We start from the raw sequence: 18,287 nt of genomic DNA on the forward strand, positions 1-18,287 counted from the left end.
AGCTCCTGATTTTCTGTCTTCTATTTGTCCTTTACAATTAATGTTGTTCTTGAATCACTCGAAAAGTGTACATGCAGTACCTCTTCAAGATCAGATGCTGTTAAGCTCTCAAGTATTGGCAATACGTCAAATAAGTCCAAGTCATTAAAACGATAACGTGTAAATTGATTAGCGATAAATTGAGGCGAGTTAATGGCACTTAAAAATGCACCAATCTCTTTTTTAATAACACGTTCTGCATCGTCTTGATTGATGGAGTCCTTTTTAAATTTCTCGATGGTTTCACTTATAATTTTAATTACGTCTTCAGGCGAATGACTGTTTCCACCTATGATCGAAAACCCAAAATTCTTTTCATGTGTATATTCGAAATTAAATGAGTTGTCCACATAACCATTCTCATACATTTTCTCATAAGCTTCTGAACCGATTCCGAACATCAACTCAAGCAAAACATTTAATGACATCTCATATTTAAGTATCTCTTGTCCTTGTTTTATCGGAAATGATTCTTTGTATCCAATAAAAACTTTAGGAATCGGAACTGGCAATTTTATAACACTTGAGCTTTTGTTCACTGCAGCACCTTCTTCAGGAAAAAAACGGCGAATCTTTTTAGTTTCAGGAAATTCTTTTTGCTCCTGGTTGCTTCGAACAAGCCTTAAAATTTCTTCAGGAACTACAGGTCCAATAACGAAAAGCAACATGTTACTCGGGTGATAAAATGTATTATAGCAAGTGTACAAATCCTCTTTTGTAATTTGTTGAATTGAAGGAATTGTTCCTGCCAGATCGATTTTAACTGGATGACTCTTATACAGATTATCCAGAACACCAAATCGTGCACGCCAATCTGGATTATCGTCATACATTTTTATTTCCTGTTCAATGATACCTTTTTCCTTTTCTACCGTTTCATCTGTAAAATAGGGTTCCTGAACAAAATCAAGAAGAGTTGTGAGATTCTCTTTTATGCGAGATGTAGCTGATAATGTATATGCCGTACGAGTGAAACTGGTGAATGCATTAACAAAGGCTCCTTGCTCTGCAAATTTATGAAATGCATCCCAATTTTCACATTCAAACATCTTATGTTCTAAAAAATGGGCTATTCCATCCGGGAATTGAACTGAATAATCTTTTCCTTCAGGTGAAAATTTGTTGTCTATCGAACCGTACTTAGTTGTGAATGTAGCAACTGTTTTATGGAAGTCTTTCTTGGGATGTATGTACACTTCAAGGCCATTGGCGAGCTTTTCATAATATATGGTTTCTTCTAATCCCTCATAAATAATGGGGTGCAATTCATTCACTCCTCTCTATTCAAGAAATAGATCGTATCCAGTTTCCACTTTTTAGCGGCGCAAATGACATCAGCTTTTGATATTTTACTAATTCTTTGAATCTGATCATGTATATCAATAGATAATCCACTATCCACAGATTGAATGAATATGTCCATAATTCCTACAGGAGAATCATGCGCTTCCAGTAATAGATTAATCAACATTCCTTTACCTTGTTCAACTTCCGCCTCTGTAAATTCACCTTGTTTCATGGCACGCTCTTGTTCTCTAATCATTTCAACTACACGTTCATAATGAATGAAATCAATCCCTGCCATAGCGATCAATAATCCTTTATTGCTTTCCATTTGGGAATGAGAGAAGTAAGCAAGACTTTCCTTTTCACGTATATTACGAAATAGTTTGGAAGATGGAAACCTGCCAAAAATAGCATTCGCCACTCTTGCAGCCTCGTAATCCTCATCTTGTATTGTCGAAGAAATTCTGTACCCTAACAAAAGGATACCTTGCTTTACGTCCATTTTATCTTGAATAACTTTAATATCATTTACAGTTACACCTGCAGAAGAAAACCCTTTCATAAATTCATTGTTATGTTGTTCACAAAAGATGTTCTGCACCATTAATTTGACCTGATCTTCGTTAAATTCACCCACAATAAATAAGTCAAAACGATCCGTTTGAAGCATATTTTCATAGGCTTGATAAATTGATATGGCATCCAGTGAATTAATATCTTCTTTTCTTCCGAATGCTGGAATTTGGTAAGGCTCACCTTTATACATCTCTTCTAGCAAGCGAACATTCGCGTATAGCATTTTTTCATTATGTATTGAATCAATCCGTTGTTTTAAGGAACGTTTCTCTTGTTCAACAATTATAGAATGAAACCCTCCATTTTCAATTAAGGGATTGTAAACGATCTCATGCAATAATTCAAGAGACGACTTCAGTAATGAAGCAGAATCATCAAGAAATTTGTCCGCAGGTATCTCCATCCTAAAAACAATGCTATGATCTTCACCTTTTTTTTGTACATCTAGAAGGAGAGTTGCTCCGTACAATTTATCAAGTTTTTGTTGTATCAACTTACGATTCGGGTAAAGTATTGACCCCCCGTTCAGGATATGGGGAATGAGTGCTCTTGCAGTGATCAAACTCTCTTGGAGAGGCGACTTCATCGTTAACATAATACTTACTGTCTTAAATTTATTCGTGTTGTACAGGTGAAGATGTACGCCGTTTAACTCCTCGGAACTTATATGTATATCTTCCAACCGTGATTCCCCCCTCATATATCTATGTAAGAATTCTTTTTATGTCCAAATCCATAAATATATTAATTGATGATCACCAAGATAACAAACTATATAATCTACATTTACATATTTTTTCCACTATTGTATCATAAACCATCATATATTTCTACCATAATTGCCAAAAAAATTCAAAATTCTACTTTGCTACAAACGGACGTTCCTCACGTAACATCGACTCTTTGAGAACTCACTCTTGTTTATGCGTTTGAATTATTAAAATGATTGCTTAAGGGAAAAGCTTGGTAGAAATAAAAGAGTCAGTCCGTTCTGAAACTGCACATTTGATATTTAGAAGTGACTGATGTGGAGAGAAAACTGAAAAAGAGGAATTATAGATATAAGGTGATCTTAAAAGAACGTTATCCAGAGAAAATAACAAGCTGGCCCCTGGTGTTTACCATAACCAGCTTGCAAATTGGATTTCTATAAATCTTTTAGTATCCTGCCATTAGTTTGCTTATCTTTTTGCAAATATAGCTGATATACTATCTCCCAATGCTTGAATCAATATTGCAACAACGTGAACTATCAAAAACAAATTAAAAAATGGAAAAGAATACGGGGCAATCCGTTCGGTGAGTAATTTTGATTCCAAAACCCCTCTTACCGTTTTGGCCAATACGTTGTCACTATCGTTTATACTGGGTTCCAAGAAAGTGCCATCAATGGCGATAAAAATTATTTGAACAACTATGAATACTCCAATCGTAATGATCCAGCGCTTTGCTCGATTAGAATGACGCTTTTGAGGAGCATACGACATCGTAGTTCCTCCTTTCTGAATTAAATTTGAATCCTCATTGAATATGCATATTCCTAGTAGTTGTATTTAAGATATATATATACCACACATAGATTATATACCACTTTCATATTGCAAATCACTTATTTTATCCCAAATAAAGAAAAAAAAGTATAATCAAAATTGTTTATGATGCTCTCTAAATAATAAATATGCTTTAATTCATATTGGACTTTCACTTTCTAACTATTATCAGGCTTAGAAATTAAACCGCGCATGCCCTCCATCGGTCACGCCTTCAATCTGTTCGATATCCAGCAGTCTGCGCTTCATCTCCAGGCCTCCACGGAACCCAGTCAGCTTGCGATTAGCCCCAATAATGCGGTGGCATGGTAGCAGAACCGGAATTGGATTGGCCCCATTTGCAGCACCAACCGCTCGCACAGCCGATGGTCTTCCAATCGCAGCGGCAATGTCACCATAGGTCCGAATTTCACCATAAGGCACACGCCCTAGCTCTCTCCATACCTCTTGTTGAAAGTTCGTTCCGATCAAGTCGAGTGGGATTGCATCTGTATAAGCCATGGGTTCCCCTGCAAAATAAGACTGCAGCCAGTCCATCATACCTGTTTGTTTGAGAGCATGCTCGTTCTCTTCCAGTTCCACGCCAGGTGCAACTTTCTGTATCCAGCCGTTCCAATCTTCCAGTGTTTCGTTGGGCATAACCACTCGGCACAATCCCTGTTCCGTAGCGAGCAGTACCCATGGACGACCGTCCAACTGCATCGTGGTGTACATCAACTTTTTTCTCATTCGTTTATCGCCCTCTCCCCGGTGGAATGCTTCATGTTAGGACTAGGAGGTAACCTGCTTCTTCACCTTACGTTTCATACTGCGGATCATCTGCTTGCTCTCTGGATCCACGCGATAAGATTCCGTGATTTTCTGAAGTGCCTTATTATACGTAAAATCGTCCAGGGTATTATGGTTCAAATAACGCATAGTCACCTCAGGTTGTTTCACATAAGCCATTGAGATGGCCCAAGCAACTGCCATTTTCACATAATACGCCTCGTGCCTAATCTGATCCAATGCGGATAAAACCTGATCGATATATCTCTCATTCAGATAAAAATTCAACAGCATTACCACACCAAACCGGATTTCATATTCCTGATCTGATCTCAGATACGGCTGCAAGAATTCCCACATGGGTTCCGGATGGACCTTCGTATATTTCAGTCCCGCACAGAAGCTGTCACACACTGACCAGTTGTCAATCTTCGGTACAAATGTTTCAATAGCCTTTAACAGCTCGTCCAGATCAGCCTGTACATGTCCAATGACCATTGCTTGCAACATCACTTCTTCAAAATATTCATCCTCTGCCGTTTCCAGATACGTGCGCCAGTCCCCGGCGGCAAGGTGCTTGGCAATTTTTCGTAAGGCTGGCAACCTTACACCAAGTACATTCGAGATGTTGGGAATAAGTGCAGCCGAGAATTTCTGATACTCCGGCTCAACCATGCTGAGCAATTGTGTTCTGATATCTACTTCCACTAGCGCATGTCCTCCTCGTCTGTTGCTGTACAACAAGTATATCCTTGCAGCGGCTGTTTGTAAGCCCATATCGAATGTTTGAGCAAGATTACAATATCATTTTGGGTAATCTCTTTTTTCTCCATTTGTTTAACCGCCAACCCATTTCGTTTAAAAATATGAAGCTGACCGAATAGAAAGGAGTGTCGATATGAACGGACCTCATACCAAAAAAGATTTCTCCGTGGAGGAGATCACCGAACAACTCGTGCAACATGTACAATCTCCGAACCTTCCCGATTTCTATAAATTGGTGAAAGAACTGCATCCCTACGACCTCTCACTTGTATATAAAAAGTTCCCTGAAGAAGAAACCAATCGGTTTTTGCTCCTTTTCAAACCCGATGCTCTGGCGGATCTCGCCGAGACCTTGAAGCTGCACGAACAGATTCAACTGTTTGAACGACTTGGGCCGGAACGAACACTTGAAGTCATGCAGCAGATGGACAAAAGTGATCTGATTCGGTTCATGCACGATTTGCCTGCCAAACGCAGAGAAGAATTGCTCTCCAATATGAATCTGGATCACTCTGCCATTATCCGATCCGTGCTTAATTACCCGCCGGAAACGGCAGGACGCATCATGACAGATCAATATCGGACCCTGCTCGCTCATGAGACAGCCAAGGAAGCCTTACGACAATCGCAAGGTACCATGCATATCTCAGCCTCAAGTTATCTCTATGTAACCGATAATGAAGGCAAACTGGTCGGTGTCGTGAGTTATCGATCCCTTGCCTTGGCTGACGATAAGACCCAGGTTGAAGAACTGATGACCCGGCGGGTGATCCATGCAACGGTAGATATGGACCAGGAAGAAGCAGCACAGCTTCTACAGCGTTATGAGTTTATTGCACTTCCGGTGGTGGATGAAAATCACAGGTTATGCGGTATCATTCAGATGGATGATGTCATCGATATTATTATGGATGAAGCCAGTGAAGATTTGGCCAAGATGGGGGGCGGCAGCAAGGATATCGACTTTGATACCAAACCACTCGTGGCCGTCAGACGCAGGCTTCCCTGGCTCATCTTGCTTCTATTGATTGGTCTAATCTCGGGAAGTATTGTGGATTTCTTCGAGGATACATTGAATCAGGTTGTAGCACTGGCATTCTTCATGCCGATGATTGCAGGTATGACCGGTAACACAGGAACGCAGTCTCTGGCTGTTGTGGTACGCGGACTGATCGGACGCAAACTCGACAAAGCCACCGTACTCGCACTGATTGGTCGGGAGATCAAGGTAGGCATCATGATTGGCTTGGTATGTGGATTGCTGATTACTGTCATCGCTTATTTCTGGCAAGGGGACTGGCTGCTGGGCGCCATTATTGGGGTATCTCTGTTCCTCACTCTGGTCATTGGTACACTGACCGGTACATGCATCCCGCTTTTACTTAGTCGTTTCAAAGTCGACCCGGCTGTTGCCTCTGGCCCGTTAATCACCACATTGAATGATATCTTGTCCCTGTTTATCTATTTTGGAATCGCCACACGTTTCCTCGATGCCTTGATGTAAATAAGTTGGGCATACAGCAAAACAGACCTGATCCTGAGATCAAGGTCTGTTTTTTTCATTTTACCAAGTGTTACGCTGATCTTTTATTTTTATTATAGATATCAAACGCTACCGCGAGCAGCAGTACCAATCCCTTAATGCCCTGCTGCCAGTCAATACCGAGACCAATCAGGGACATCCCGTTATTCAGCACACCCATAACCAAACCACCGATGATGGCACCAAATACCGTACCTATGCCCCCTGAAGCGGAAGCACCACCGATGAAACAGGCCGCAATGGCATCCAGCTCAAAGTTGGTGCCCGCTCTTGGCGTAGCCGCATTCAGACGTGCGGCGAAGATCAACCCGGATACCGCGGCAAGTGTCCCCATGTTCACGAAAACCCAGAAGGTTACCTTTTTTGTTTTGACACCGGACAGACCTGCGGCCTTCTCATTACCTCCAAGCGCATACACATGTCGTCCCATGACGGTACGATTCATCACGAAGGAGTACACAACGATCAGGACAAACAGCAGAACCAGAATATTCGGAATACCTGCATAACTTGCGAGTACAAACGTAAACAGATTTGTCACAACAGCCACCACAATCAACTTGAGCAGAAAGAGTCCCTGTGACACAACCTCGAATCCATATTTTCGCTGGGAACGGCGTTCCCGCAGTTCATTGACAATGTACCAGACGGTGAGCACAAGACCCACAATGATAGATACCAGACCGAAACCTGAGAATTGAATGTCCGCCAAGAAACCCGAGCTTATTTTCTGGAATCCACCCGGGAAAGGAGAGATCGATTGCCCCTCCAGCACAATCATCGTTAAGCCGCGGAACAGTAACATCCCTGCCAACGTTACGATAAATGCCGGAATCCGTACATATGCGATCCAGAAGCCTTGCCATGCACCGATTAAAGCGCCAACCAGCAAGGAAGCGATGACTGCAAGCCAAGCTGGAAGCTGCCAATCAACCATCATAATTGCGGCAACGGCACCAACAAAGGCTGCAATGGAACCAACAGACAGGTCAATATGCCCGGTAATGATGACCAGCACCATTCCGATCGCCAGCACCAAAATGTAACTGTTCTGCAAAATCAAATTTGTAATATTAATCGGCTTGAGCAACAGCCCGCCTGTAAGTACCTCGAACAAAAGCATAATCACTACCAAGGCAATAATCATACCGTATTGACGGATATTATTTTTGAACAGTTTTGTTATCATTTCCATGCTTGCCGCCTCCAGACTTGGTCATATATCTCATCAACGTTTCCTGTGATGCTTGCTCCCGGCTGACTTCACCGGTGATTCGTCCGGCATTCATCACATAGATCCGGTCACACAGGCCAAGAACCTCCGGAAGCTCGGATGAGATTACCAGTACGCCCTTGCCTTCAGCAGCAAGCCGATGAATGATCGTATAGATTTCGAATTTCGCTCCCACATCAATACCGCGGGTAGGTTCATCCAGGATAAGAATATCTGGTCCGGCAAAAATCCATTTGCTGAGCACCACTTTTTGCTGGTTGCCTCCACTCAGATTACCGGTCTTTTGCAAAATACTTGGTGCTTTGATGTTCATGCTTTTCTTCATCTTTTCCGCCACCAGTACTTCTTCACGCTCATTCACTACCGCGTTTCGCGTCAGCTTGCTCAGACCCGTTAAGGAAATATTGCGCTTGATGTCATCCATCAGAATGAGTCCGTATTCCTTGCGGTCTTCTGTCACATAAGCAAACCCGTTCTGAATAGCCTCCGTGACGGTATTGTTGTGGATCGGTTTACCATTCTTAATGAGTTGACCCGAAATATTCCGGCCATAGGATTTGCCAAAAATACTCATAGCAAGCTCGGTACGCCCAGCGCCCATCAGCCCGGCAATCCCTACAATCTCACCACGTCTGATATTCATATGGATCTGATCCAGTACTTTCCGCTCGGCATGATGTTCGTGATATACCGTCCAGTCCTTCACCTCAAGGATAACTTCACCTATGGTGGCATGACGCTCCGGATAACGACTGGTGAGATCACGTCCTACCATTCCGCTAATAATCCGATCCTCCGACACTTTTTCCTTCTTCATATCCAACGTCTCAATTGTCTTGCCATCCCGTAAAATAGTCACCGAATCGGATACCTTGGATACCTCATTCAGCTTGTGTGAGATCAGAATACAGGCGATGCCCTGTTTCTTGAATTCCAGCATCAATTGCAGCAGATTTTCACTGTCGTCCTCGTTCAGCGCAGCGGTTGGCTCATCCAGAATAAGCAGCCGCACCTTTTTGGAGAGCGCTTTCGCAATTTCGACCAGTTGCTGCTTGCCTACCCCGATGCTGGATACCAGCGTGTTTGGATTTTCGCTCAGTCCCACCTTCGAGAGCAGTTCCCGTGTACCTACAAAAGTTTCCTTCCAGTTAACAATTCCTCTGCTGGCACGCTCATTGCCCAGATATATATTTTCCGCGATTGAAAGGTAGGGAATCAGGGCCAACTCCTGATGGATAATGACGATCCCCAGATCCTCGCTCTGCTTAATATCCTTGAATTCACAATTTTTGCCCTGAAATAAAATGTCGCCTTCATACGTGCCATGTGGATATACACCACTCAGTACCTTCATCAACGTAGATTTACCTGCGCCATTTTCACCACATATGGAATGAATTTCGCCTTCACGGACTTTCAGATTGACATTTTCCAGCGCTTTGACGCCAGGAAAGGTTTTGGTGATGTTTTTCATTTCCAGAATGATTCCGGCCATGGGATGTGCTCCTTTCATTTATTATTTCAGTCCGATTTCTTCCTTCGTGTAATACTGTGTACCAACGATATCCTGCTCCACATTTGTACGGTCCACCGAGATGGGATCCAAGAGATACGCCGGAACAACCTCAATTCCGTTGTTATATGATTTTTTGTCATTAACTTCCGCCTGTTTTCCTTGCAAAATACTATTGGCCATCTCTACCGTCTTCTCCGCTAGCCTCCGTGTATCCTTGAACACCGTCTGCGTCTGTTCCCCGGCCACAATTGACTTAATTGAGGCAAGTTCGGCATCCTGTCCTGTAATAACGGGTAGCGGCTTGTTCGAAGTACCGTAACCAATCCCTTTCAAGGATGAAATGATACCAATACTGATTCCATCATAAGGAGATAATACTGCATCCAGATTATCACCCGAGTAATACGCACTCAGCAGGTTATCCATCCGTGACTGGGCCAGTGCACCGTCCCAGCGCAAGGTTGCAATCTGGGCCATCGTCATCTGCTTGCTGCGTACCACCAGTTTGCCGGAATCGATGTACGGCTTCAGGACAGACATCGCACCGTCGAAGAAGAAATAGGCGTTATTATCATCAGGAGAGCCACCAAACAGCTCAATGTTATACGGTCCTTTTCCATCCTTGAGCCCAAGCTTTTGTTCGATGTAGGAGGCTTGAAGCACACCCACCTTAAAATTGTCGAACGTGGCATAATAGGTTAAATATGGCGTATTACGAATGAGCCGATCATACGAGATCACTTGTATCCCTTCGTCATGCGCTTTCTTGATTACATCCGTTAATGTGTTGCCATCCACGGACGCGATGACCATGACATCCACACCTTTGGTGATCATGTTTTCAATCTGTGAAATCTGATTCTCGACCACATCCTCAGCATACTGAAGATCGGTTTTGTACCCCTGCTCCTGAAACAGACGGACCATGTTCTCCCCGTCTCCCACCCATCGTTCTGATGATTTGGTTGGCATCGATATACCGACATATCCCTTTTCTTTGCTGCCTGGGCCACTCTCTGCCAGATTGCAGGCCGAGAGCATCAAGGTCATCACCAGAAGCCAGATGAGCATTGCTCCTTTTTTCATATGAAGTTCCCCTTTCCTCACGTCATACGGTTCTGAATGAGTTATAAGATAACGCTTACAATTCATGTAGTGCATCCTGTTGCTTGCTGTTCCTGTCTGAGACTATGGTAGCATTGGAGATGCCGCAAGGTCTTTGCACGTTTTGAACCTTTTTTATAAAAATTTAACTTTTGATGGAAACGCTTAAAGTATAAGTGTGATCCACGAGATACCATACCAGAGTCAAAAAAAAGGACATGCTCCACTTCGCTTCACACGAAGTAGAACACATCCATCTCATTTATCACATGTCTAAGTGAACAACTGTAATACGATATTTAATTCGCAGAAGGATGATAGGCTGCCCCCCCGTTCTTTCGATACTGCACAGGCGAAATGCCCATTGTTTTCTTAAATGCAGTGCTGAAATAATGTTGCGTATCATAACCTACACGCTCAGCTATGGTGTGGATCGGCAGTGTTGTTGAATCTAATAACTGTATAGCCTTGCGAATGCGAGCATGCGTGACAAGTGTGACAAAGGAATCATTCAGCTCTTTCTTCAGCACACGGCTAAGATATACGGCAGATACTTGTAGACGGGAAGCAAGCGATTCCAGGGTCAATTCCCGCTCGGCATACTCCTCGTGAATAAGTTGTCTTGCCCGGCGAACCAGAGGCGACAACTGCACTTCCCCGAATACCCGTTCACGGCAATGACGGTATGTATCCGGCGTTTCTTCCAGTGTCCCTGCATGTGTCTCCACATGAGCATGAATGGAAATATTCAGGCAAGAACTGATCTGCTGTTCCAGAAGGGACTCTATTTCTTCAGGGGCTTCCTGCCACAGACACATGCCGATCAACCCGCTTACGTCCCGAAACAGGACATGTGGCACGTCCCCCAGCAGTTCACTAATTATATTTTCCACTGCAAACAGAAACAACTGACGATCATTCTCTCTCAGTATCGTCTGACGAGCTTCAGCGGCAGGCCAGCGTACGACCCCGATCTGCACAGGTGGGACGGCGGGCAGCCGCAAAAACACAAGCTGCTCCGTCAGATCCCTCCCTTCAGCCTGCCCCTCCAGCCACTCCAGCATAAATCGCTGGCGAAGCAACGGGATATTACGTTCAATCTGATGAGCTGCCTGTTGTACATATGCCGTCCTCTGGTGCTCTTCAGTAAGTCGCTGATGCAATCGCTCAAGTGCAGCATATAATTGTTCTGCTTGCACAGGTTTTAAGATGTAATCCTCTACGCCAAGACGAACCGCCTCCTGCGCATATGCAAATTCATCATGTCCCGAGATGATCAGGTAACGACAGCCCGGGCACTTCTGCTGAAGGGCACGGATTAGTTCGATTCCGTTCAGGAATGGCATATTCATATCAACGAGAACAATATCCACACCCAAGTCAGCCGCCCGTTCCAGCGCTTCCTCGCCATCTTCCGCTTCACCAACAACCTCCATCCCGAGAGTTGTCCAGTCAATGGCATCCCGAATCCCCTCACGAATGATCGGTTCATCATCCGCGATGAGCACGCGGTATTTCTTAGTCATGTGGCTATCCGGCGTAATCTCCATTACTGTGGTCGATGCGGATGTCTCATCTGTTTCAGTGGAAGTTGTCACTGCCGATTTCATGAATTTTCCCATTCACTCTCCTGCCTCTCTTCGTTATTGATTTGCTTGGTTGGTGGGAGCTCTCGCATCAACGGATGAATGATGGTCACACTCGTTCCTTCACCTTCCTGACTCTCCAGCACAATACCGTATTCATCGCCAAAGGACAGTCGGAGACGGGCCTGCACATTCAACATTCCATAACTTTTGCCTGTTATCCCAGGCGAAGACGCTTCCAAACTGGCCAAAGGAGCTTCGAGTAGATGCTGCATCTCGGCAAGCCGTTCGTTGGACATGCCTGCTCCATTATCCTGAACGGTCAGCAGCAGTCTGTTATGCTCCAATCTGGCCTCCACCCGAATGTGTCCCGGCCCACGCCTGCCCTTGATTCCATGATAGATTGCATTCTCTATCAGGGGCTGAAGCAGCAGCTTTAACACAAAAAGATCCCGCAGTTCCTCTGGAATATTCAATGTATATTGAAGACGATCGCGGTATCGTGTCTGCTGAATTTGCATATAGCTGGTCATATGCTCAATCTCGGAGTGCAGCGGAATGTAATCCTGTCCTTTACTAAGCCCTATGCGAAATAATCGAGATAACGCGCCAACCATGCCGGACACATCTTCTGCACCCTCTTTGCGTGCCATCCAATGAATCGTATCCAAGGTATTGTACAAAAAGTGTGGTTTGATATGCTCCTGCAAACTTCGCATTTCAGCGTCGCGCTTCTGTCGCTCCCGCAATTCATTTAGTGATATAAGTTGTCGAATCTGTGCCAGCATTCGGTTATAACTGTTACCAAGCATGCCAATCTCGTCAGCCCGGTCGCTCCAGCGGCCTGGTCTGAGATTGCCGGTCTCCGCCCTGCGCATATAGGACATGAGCCGGAAAATGGGCTGAGCAATGGAACGGGAGAACCATAAAGAGGCGCTCAGGCCAAACAAACACACCACAAATACAAAGCTAACCACGTAAAACTGGATTTGGCGTACTTCGGATATCGAGTCTCTTGTGGGAAATACCCCTACCGTTCTCCAACCTGTAAAGGTAGACGACTGATACATGAATAATAACGTTCCACCTTCTGTATCGGCGGTAAACGTTCCACTCTCACCGGAGGGGAACCAGTCTGTGGGAATGTGTTCTATTAGCGGATGCTCAGGCTTGTATACACTTTGACCCTCTGCATCCGTCACCATCACATAACCGGATTTCCCCAAGGTTACATTACGAGCAGCCTGAGAGACGGACCTTAGTTTAAGATCAATCAAAATAACGCCTCGTACACGTCCTGACGCTTCATCCGTTATGGAACGCGCAACCGATACAATCTCATCATCCTTGTAGCGTACATGTGTCGTGAGATTACGCTCTTTTGGCTGACCCAATACCATGAATATGCCCGGATTGGCCGAAGCTTTTTGATACCATTTTTCCTGGATCAGGCTCTGTTCCGCCCGGGGATACATCTCGTTGCTAATATAGTCACCACTTTCATTGACGAGAACAATCCCGGCGATTTCAGGATACAACGTTGTGAACCCCTGCAAGGTTTGTTTGATGCCATATAACCGATTTTGCTCCGTTGCGGCATTGGTGTCCATGGTCATCGGTTCGATGCCTGCATCATCATTCGGTGGCTTTTTGTCGTTCATAAAAGCATCAATATCCGGGTCAAATGCAATCAGATAGGTCATATTCTGCAAATTCTCCATTTTGCTGTTCAGAGCTTCATTCACTTTGCCAATCAGCTGCATGGTATGCCCTTCAACCTGTCGCTCAACTACCCGCTCCACCGTCCAGTTCACAAGCAATCCAAGTCCTACGGAAGGTACAATGGCGAATAACAGAAAAAGCAGCATCAGCTGGTAGCGAAGGGGCATATTACGCAAGCGTAAACGCCGAATCCCGTTCCTGAAAGTGGAGAGAATTGCTCTCCTGCTCCAAGGCCTTGGACTCTTGAAATCTCCCTTGTTATTTGGCATAGTAATCATCCACATCCGAGCGTGTCACCACAGAGATCCCTGTGTCCACCATCACGGGAAGCGGTGCATTTTCACCGGATGAGGATGGGGCCGGAACCGTTAACTGGTGATGCAGATGGAACAAATATTGGAGTGACCAATATCCCATATTCCAGGTTCCCTGCGCAATCGTTGCTGAGATCGTACCGTTCTTGATCATATCCAATGTGGCCTTATTTGTATCAAACGAAATAATCTGCAATGGATGTCTGTCCCCGGCAGTTTGAACAGCTTCCCCCGCTCCTGCTCCTCCGGTGGCTTCAGTCACAAAAATACCCGCCAGCTCGGGATGTTCCTTCATCATTCTCTGTGTTTCGTCTCTGGATACCATCGCATCACCGTGTCCGTCTGCAACTTCAACGATCTGCATGGAAGGGTATCTCTCCTTGATCGTATCGCGGAAACCCTTCGTCCTCTCTTCATGATTTTGTTGCCCAGGTAAAGTTAATACCGCGACCTCTCCCTCACGACCCAGCAATTCAGCCATTTTATCGGCAGCCATTACACCCGACTTGTAATTATCTGTCCCAAGAAAAGAATAGGCCTGGCTACCAGGTGCATCCGCGTCAAATAATACAACAGGGATATCTGCGTCGATTGCCTTGTTGATCGCTGGAACTAGCGATTGAGGATCGATTGCAGATATAGCAATGCCTGCGGGCTTACGAGCGATAGCCTGCTCGATTACCATGGTCTGCTCCTTCGCATCATACCGGGTAGCACCGCGATATTCTACGGTCACGCCAAGCGCATCCGCGGCATCCTCGAAACCTTTGAGCGGGCTTTTCCAATACTCGAGCCCGGACTGGAATGTAATCATGATATACGTCTCTCCGATATCGCCGCGCAGCCCCCGGTCTTCCCACGAACTGTTTACCTGACTGGTGTATTCGAATCTCAACACATACAATGCAAAGGCTGAGATTAGTAAAATGTATACCAGCAGCATTTTTTTCATTCCGTTCACTTCCTCAAGTGGTCTGATCACCATGTACATCGTCTAAATTGTAAACGCAATCATTCAAAAAGAAAACCACCCCTTATCTTTTAACAATAAGCTCCTGCTGTTAACGGTGTACCTGCTGCAATAATGTACTATATGGTTTCTCCCTCTGGACGTATGATCATGGAACTAGACTACAACCAGAGGAGAGCATCATCATGAATCTTGCATCTTTTTTAATCTACTGCATCGTCGTTACGTTTACCCCAGGCCCCAGTAACATCGTAATTCTTTCTTCTACACAGATCGTTGGCGCACGAAAAACAATGCACTATGTCTGGGGAGCTACGTTGGCATTTGGTCTGCTGCTTACCGCTTCAGCTTTTCTTAATCAGCTTCTTGCCGGAGTGTTGCCCGGAATTCTGAAAGTGATGCAGATCGTCGGCGGTCTGTACATGGTGTATCTGGCGTACCAGATCTACAAGATGGGTACCACCGAGGATGCACCGAAACAAGTTACCGGATTTTGGAACGGTTTCATCATGCAATTTGTGAACCCAAAGGTGGTCTTGTTTACTTTCACTGTCATTCCAAGTTATGTATTGCCTTTTTATCAAAGTTCATTATCATCGTTTCTATTCGTGGTGCTAATTACCTTCATTGGATTTCTGGCCTATTCCAGTTGGGTTGTTTTTGGCACGGTTTTCAAAACGTTGCTGAATCGACACCAAAAATTACTGAGTATTCTCATGGCACTTTTTTTGTTATACTCAGCCATTATAGTATCCGGATTAATCTAAAGCTTGGGAGGTGTGCTGCATGGAACGGTTTAACTATAAAAAGTCGCAAGACGTGCTGGCACTATCCGCCAGCTTTACTGATTTTGCATACAAAAAACATTGCCACGAGGAGTATGCGGTTGGCGTAACCCTGCGTGGCATTCAACAATACAACCTGGACGGACAATATCAGGCGTCTCACCAAAATGGTGTCATGTTGTTTAACCGTGAACAGTCCCATGATGGAAGCTCCTATGATAAGGCTGGCATTGACTATGTGATGCTGTATTTGAAGCCGGAATTGGTAGAGGAGATTATAGGCAAAAAGGAATTGCGTTTTGGAAGTCCCATCGTCTATGATCCCGAGCTTGCACGTAAGATCCTGATGCTGAACGACGCCGTTCAACTCAGACAGAACGAAGCCGAGTGCAGCGAACGGGTCTTCGATCTGGTTCACCTTCTGGCTCAGAAGGAAATGGACACCAAGCTCTGGTTGCCTCAGGACAACCTGGTCCGCAAAGCCAAGGAAATCATGTTTTGCAGCACCGAAGATGTGCTCAAGCTGGACAACCTAAGTTCCGAATTTGGCATGTCCAAGTTTCAATTTATCCGTGAATTCAAGGCACATGCAGGCATATCCCCCTACCAGTTTTTCTTAAACTGCAAGGTGGAGCGTGCCCGTCAATCCATCGAAATACACAAGGACGTATATACTGCTGTTGCCGATTGCGGATTTGTTGATCTGACCCATCTGAATCGACATTTCAAACGGGTATTTGGTGTCACAGCTTATGAATACATGTTGCAGCTGAACTAGTTCCATCGGATCGATAATCTCGACTCCAATTGGATACAATTTTGACGCCACTCCTGAAAATCCCCGTATAGAACGTCAATGTTTCTTAACGTTCTGTACGGGGATTAGTTTCTTTTTTCGTCATACAAACCTTATGTTATACAATCCAACTTTCAAATTTCATTAGACCTGAAATCAGATTCTTTTCTTTCGTCTCCAGGTCCACACGACTGCCAACACTGCCAATAAAATGACTGCACTGTATAAGATAAGATAGAAAGGCCCAGTTCGCCCATCACCATCATTGGTTTCTCCAAAATCTTCTTTACTTACAACCTTTCCCGCACCCAGCAGTTTCAGATCGTCTCCAGCTTGTTCAATTGGAACATTGCCACTGCACAGATTCGTATGCAACCTGTTGTCTCGTTCATCCAGACTGGCAAAGATCAGGTAAGACTGATTCTTTTCAAATTGAATGCCACAGGAGTCAGACCCTCCGCCCTTCCCCACAATTTTCATCTTTTTGGTACTGACTCCCTTCCATGCAGAATCTACATCAAAGGTATACTCTCTTACCCCATTATACCGGTATATCTGCGATCCGCCTTTCTTCACCACCTCTCCTGTAAATACCGTGGTATACGTTTCCAATCTCTTTTGAGCATCACTCTCGAGACAACTGTAAGCATACACTTTCTCTCCGGGAAATAGAGCTAACCCAGACGTAACCAACAGTAAGACCAACATGCACATCACCAAACGTCGTCTCATTCTGACCGCTCCCCTCCTACATTCTCTGCTTGAATAAGCGTTGTTAAGGTTACATATTTTTATTGCTGCTATATTTATTGTAAAATTATAGCACAATACAAATATCGTTATGTCCGAGATACGCAAGGACACAACATACGAAATAAACCATCACGGAGGAACTCAACATTTGATGCACAACTGGAAAAAGAATATCTCATTCCCGCTGCTCGTTGCAGCGTTATGCATGATCGCTTTTATAAGCATCGCCTTGTCCATCAGCGACAACCAGATTCATCGATTTGATGATACGCTGATCGGCTGGATTCAGGGGTTGGAATCCCCTGGTATGACACAATTCATGCACCTTTTTACCTGGATCGGCAGCGAAATGCCAGTGGTCTTCATTACCATCATCGCCATGATTGTGTTATATGTTTGCCTGCGACACAAACGCGAACTGCTCTTCCTGGCTTGTGTGCTCGCAGGTTCAACCCTGTTAAATGCATTGCTCAAGCTGGTATTCCAGCGTGCCAGACCTACCATTAACCGGATCATTGAAGTGAGTGGTTACAGCTTCCCCAGTGGGCATTCTATGGCAGCATTTAGCCTGTACGGTGGACTGGCCTTTCTAATCTGGAAACATGTACCCACCGTCACGGGCCGTGTACTGATGATTATTGCCAGCGCCGTATTTATACTGACCATTGGTATAAGTCGTATCTACTTGGGAGTGCATTATCCAAGTGATATCGTAGGCGGATACTTCTTAAGTGGTTGCTGGCTCTCCACATGTATATGGTTTTATCGGCGGCATTTGGAGCGCATGTCCCAACTGCAAAGCAGAAGGCTGGCCTAGGCGGCCCACTATTGAACTACACAAAGAAATACCCGGCTTTCCTTAACTGAAGGATAACCGGGTATTTTTTATATTCATATGTAGTAGTCCTGAACTCGTTCAGGACCACATGGACCGCTTGTCCCATTTAAGGGAACAGACCGATCTGGTTTTTTCACACCA

Annotated in this window: 16 protein-coding genes; 4 read left to right on the forward strand and 12 right to left on the reverse strand. The window is 44.7% G+C overall.

Translation table 11 applies throughout. The annotated features are described in order from the left end of the window. Positions 1 to 20: 20 nt before the first annotated feature. The 5 genes from yfmH to MKY44_RS21545 form a co-directional block, all read right to left on the reverse strand. Positions 21 to 1,313, reverse strand: coding sequence for an EF-P 5-aminopentanol modification-associated protein YfmH (yfmH, locus tag MKY44_RS21525; protein ID WP_341008536.1), 1,293 nt, complete (start codon positions 1,311 to 1,313; stop codon positions 21 to 23). After that, positions 1,310 to 2,584 carry an EF-P 5-aminopentanol modification-associated protein YfmF gene (gene yfmF / locus MKY44_RS21530; protein WP_341008537.1) on the reverse strand — a complete coding sequence of 425 codons (1,275 nt, stop codon included), beginning with the start codon at positions 2,582 to 2,584 and terminating at the stop codon, positions 1,310 to 1,312. Before yfmF ends, yfmH begins: the two co-directional genes overlap by 4 nt. Positions 2,585 to 3,083: 499 nt before the next feature. Beyond that, the gene (locus MKY44_RS21535; RefSeq protein ID WP_341008538.1) at positions 3,084 to 3,389 is read right to left on the reverse strand and encodes a YfzA family protein; all 306 of its coding nucleotides are present in this window, start codon (positions 3,387 to 3,389) and stop codon (positions 3,084 to 3,086) included. A gap of 237 nt (positions 3,390 to 3,626) precedes the next feature. Next, positions 3,627 to 4,181 carry a methylated-DNA--[protein]-cysteine S-methyltransferase gene (locus MKY44_RS21540; protein WP_341008539.1) on the reverse strand — a complete coding sequence of 185 codons (555 nt, stop codon included), beginning with the start codon at positions 4,179 to 4,181 and terminating at the stop codon, positions 3,627 to 3,629. Between the two features lie 42 nt (positions 4,182 to 4,223). Beyond that, entirely contained in the window at positions 4,224 to 4,928 is a 705-nt protein-coding gene (locus MKY44_RS21545) for a DNA alkylation repair protein (protein WP_100529120.1), read from the reverse strand. A gap of 190 nt (positions 4,929 to 5,118) precedes the next feature. Here MKY44_RS21545 and mgtE point away from each other — a divergent pair, with 190 nt between their 5' ends. Continuing rightward, a complete protein-coding gene (gene mgtE / locus MKY44_RS21550) occupies positions 5,119 to 6,489 on the forward strand; it encodes a magnesium transporter (protein ID WP_341008540.1) in 1,371 nt (456 codons plus the stop codon). A gap of 70 nt (positions 6,490 to 6,559) precedes the next feature. Here mgtE and mmsB read toward each other — a convergent pair whose 3' ends face one another. The 6 genes from mmsB to MKY44_RS21580 all read right to left on the reverse strand — a co-directional run bounded on the left by mmsB (position 6,560) and on the right by MKY44_RS21580 (position 14,956). Further along, positions 6,560 to 7,723: a multiple monosaccharide ABC transporter permease gene (gene mmsB / locus MKY44_RS21555; protein ID WP_036674453.1), complete on the reverse strand. Its 1,164-nt coding sequence runs from the start codon at positions 7,721 to 7,723 to the stop codon at positions 6,560 to 6,562. Then, the gene (mmsA, locus tag MKY44_RS21560; protein WP_341008541.1) at positions 7,692 to 9,257 is read right to left on the reverse strand and encodes a multiple monosaccharide ABC transporter ATP-binding protein; all 1,566 of its coding nucleotides are present in this window, start codon (positions 9,255 to 9,257) and stop codon (positions 7,692 to 7,694) included. Before mmsA ends, mmsB begins: the two co-directional genes overlap by 32 nt. Positions 9,258 to 9,278: 21 nt before the next feature. Next, complete coding sequence (gene chvE, locus MKY44_RS21565) at positions 9,279 to 10,364, reverse strand: multiple monosaccharide ABC transporter substrate-binding protein (protein WP_341008542.1); 1,086 nt, start codon at positions 10,362 to 10,364, stop codon at positions 9,279 to 9,281. Between the two features lie 317 nt (positions 10,365 to 10,681). Then, positions 10,682 to 11,932 carry a response regulator gene (locus tag MKY44_RS21570; protein WP_341009919.1) on the reverse strand — a complete coding sequence of 417 codons (1,251 nt, stop codon included), beginning with the start codon at positions 11,930 to 11,932 and terminating at the stop codon, positions 10,682 to 10,684. Between the two features lie 56 nt (positions 11,933 to 11,988). Continuing rightward, positions 11,989 to 13,857, reverse strand: a complete 1,869-nt coding sequence (locus MKY44_RS21575; protein ID WP_341009920.1) for a cache domain-containing sensor histidine kinase — start codon at positions 13,855 to 13,857, stop codon at positions 11,989 to 11,991. A 91-nt stretch (positions 13,858 to 13,948) separates the two neighbouring features. Continuing rightward, a complete protein-coding gene (locus MKY44_RS21580; RefSeq protein WP_341008543.1) occupies positions 13,949 to 14,956 on the reverse strand; it encodes a substrate-binding domain-containing protein in 1,008 nt (335 codons plus the stop codon). Between the two features lie 203 nt (positions 14,957 to 15,159). Between MKY44_RS21580 and MKY44_RS21585 the strand changes: the two genes are divergently transcribed. Together MKY44_RS21585 and MKY44_RS21590 are read left to right on the forward strand one after the other, a co-directional pair. After that, complete coding sequence (locus MKY44_RS21585) at positions 15,160 to 15,741, forward strand: LysE family translocator (protein WP_341008544.1); 582 nt, start codon at positions 15,160 to 15,162, stop codon at positions 15,739 to 15,741. Between the two features lie 19 nt (positions 15,742 to 15,760). After that, positions 15,761 to 16,537, forward strand: coding sequence for an AraC family transcriptional regulator (locus MKY44_RS21590; RefSeq protein WP_341008545.1), 777 nt, complete (start codon positions 15,761 to 15,763; stop codon positions 16,535 to 16,537). 174 nt (positions 16,538 to 16,711) lie between these two features. Here MKY44_RS21590 and MKY44_RS21595 read toward each other — a convergent pair whose 3' ends face one another. Beyond that, the gene (locus tag MKY44_RS21595; RefSeq protein WP_341008546.1) at positions 16,712 to 17,287 is read right to left on the reverse strand and encodes a hypothetical protein; all 576 of its coding nucleotides are present in this window, start codon (positions 17,285 to 17,287) and stop codon (positions 16,712 to 16,714) included. A gap of 172 nt (positions 17,288 to 17,459) precedes the next feature. Between MKY44_RS21595 and MKY44_RS21600 the strand changes: the two genes are divergently transcribed. Next, positions 17,460 to 18,125, forward strand: coding sequence for a phosphatase PAP2 family protein (locus MKY44_RS21600; RefSeq protein WP_341009922.1), 666 nt, complete (start codon positions 17,460 to 17,462; stop codon positions 18,123 to 18,125). Positions 18,126 to 18,287 lie beyond the last annotated feature (162 nt).

This window comes from Paenibacillus sp. FSL R7-0026 (assembly GCF_038004485.1).
GTDB lineage: Bacteria > Bacillota > Bacilli > Paenibacillales > Paenibacillaceae > Paenibacillus > Paenibacillus xylanexedens_A.

Bases quoted from the DNA above. Each gene is read 5' to 3' on its own strand.
- mmsA (WP_341008541.1), bottom strand. From the start codon at position 9,257: ATGGCCGGAATCATTCTGGAAATGAAAAACATCACCAAAACCTTTCCT.
- mmsB (WP_036674453.1), bottom strand. From the start codon at position 7,723: ATGGAAATGATAACAAAACTGTTCAAAAATAATATCCGTCAATACGGT.
- MKY44_RS21540 (WP_341008539.1), bottom strand. From the start codon at position 4,181: ATGAGAAAAAAGTTGATGTACACCACGATGCAGTTGGACGGTCGTCCA.
- MKY44_RS21600 (WP_341009922.1), top strand. From the start codon at position 17,460: ATGCACAACTGGAAAAAGAATATCTCATTCCCGCTGCTCGTTGCAGCG.
- MKY44_RS21580 (WP_341008543.1), bottom strand. From the start codon at position 14,956: ATGAAAAAAATGCTGCTGGTATACATTTTACTAATCTCAGCCTTTGCA.
- MKY44_RS21590 (WP_341008545.1), top strand. From the start codon at position 15,761: ATGGAACGGTTTAACTATAAAAAGTCGCAAGACGTGCTGGCACTATCC.
- MKY44_RS21575 (WP_341009920.1), bottom strand. From the start codon at position 13,857: ATGCCCCTTCGCTACCAGCTGATGCTGCTTTTTCTGTTATTCGCCATT.
- MKY44_RS21585 (WP_341008544.1), top strand. From the start codon at position 15,160: ATGAATCTTGCATCTTTTTTAATCTACTGCATCGTCGTTACGTTTACC.
- MKY44_RS21535 (WP_341008538.1), bottom strand. From the start codon at position 3,389: ATGTCGTATGCTCCTCAAAAGCGTCATTCTAATCGAGCAAAGCGCTGG.
- chvE (WP_341008542.1), bottom strand. From the start codon at position 10,364: ATGAAAAAAGGAGCAATGCTCATCTGGCTTCTGGTGATGACCTTGATG.
- MKY44_RS21570 (WP_341009919.1), bottom strand. From the start codon at position 11,932: ATGGAGATTACGCCGGATAGCCACATGACTAAGAAATACCGCGTGCTC.
- MKY44_RS21595 (WP_341008546.1), bottom strand. From the start codon at position 17,287: ATGAGACGACGTTTGGTGATGTGCATGTTGGTCTTACTGTTGGTTACG.
- mgtE (WP_341008540.1), top strand. From the start codon at position 5,119: ATGAACGGACCTCATACCAAAAAAGATTTCTCCGTGGAGGAGATCACC.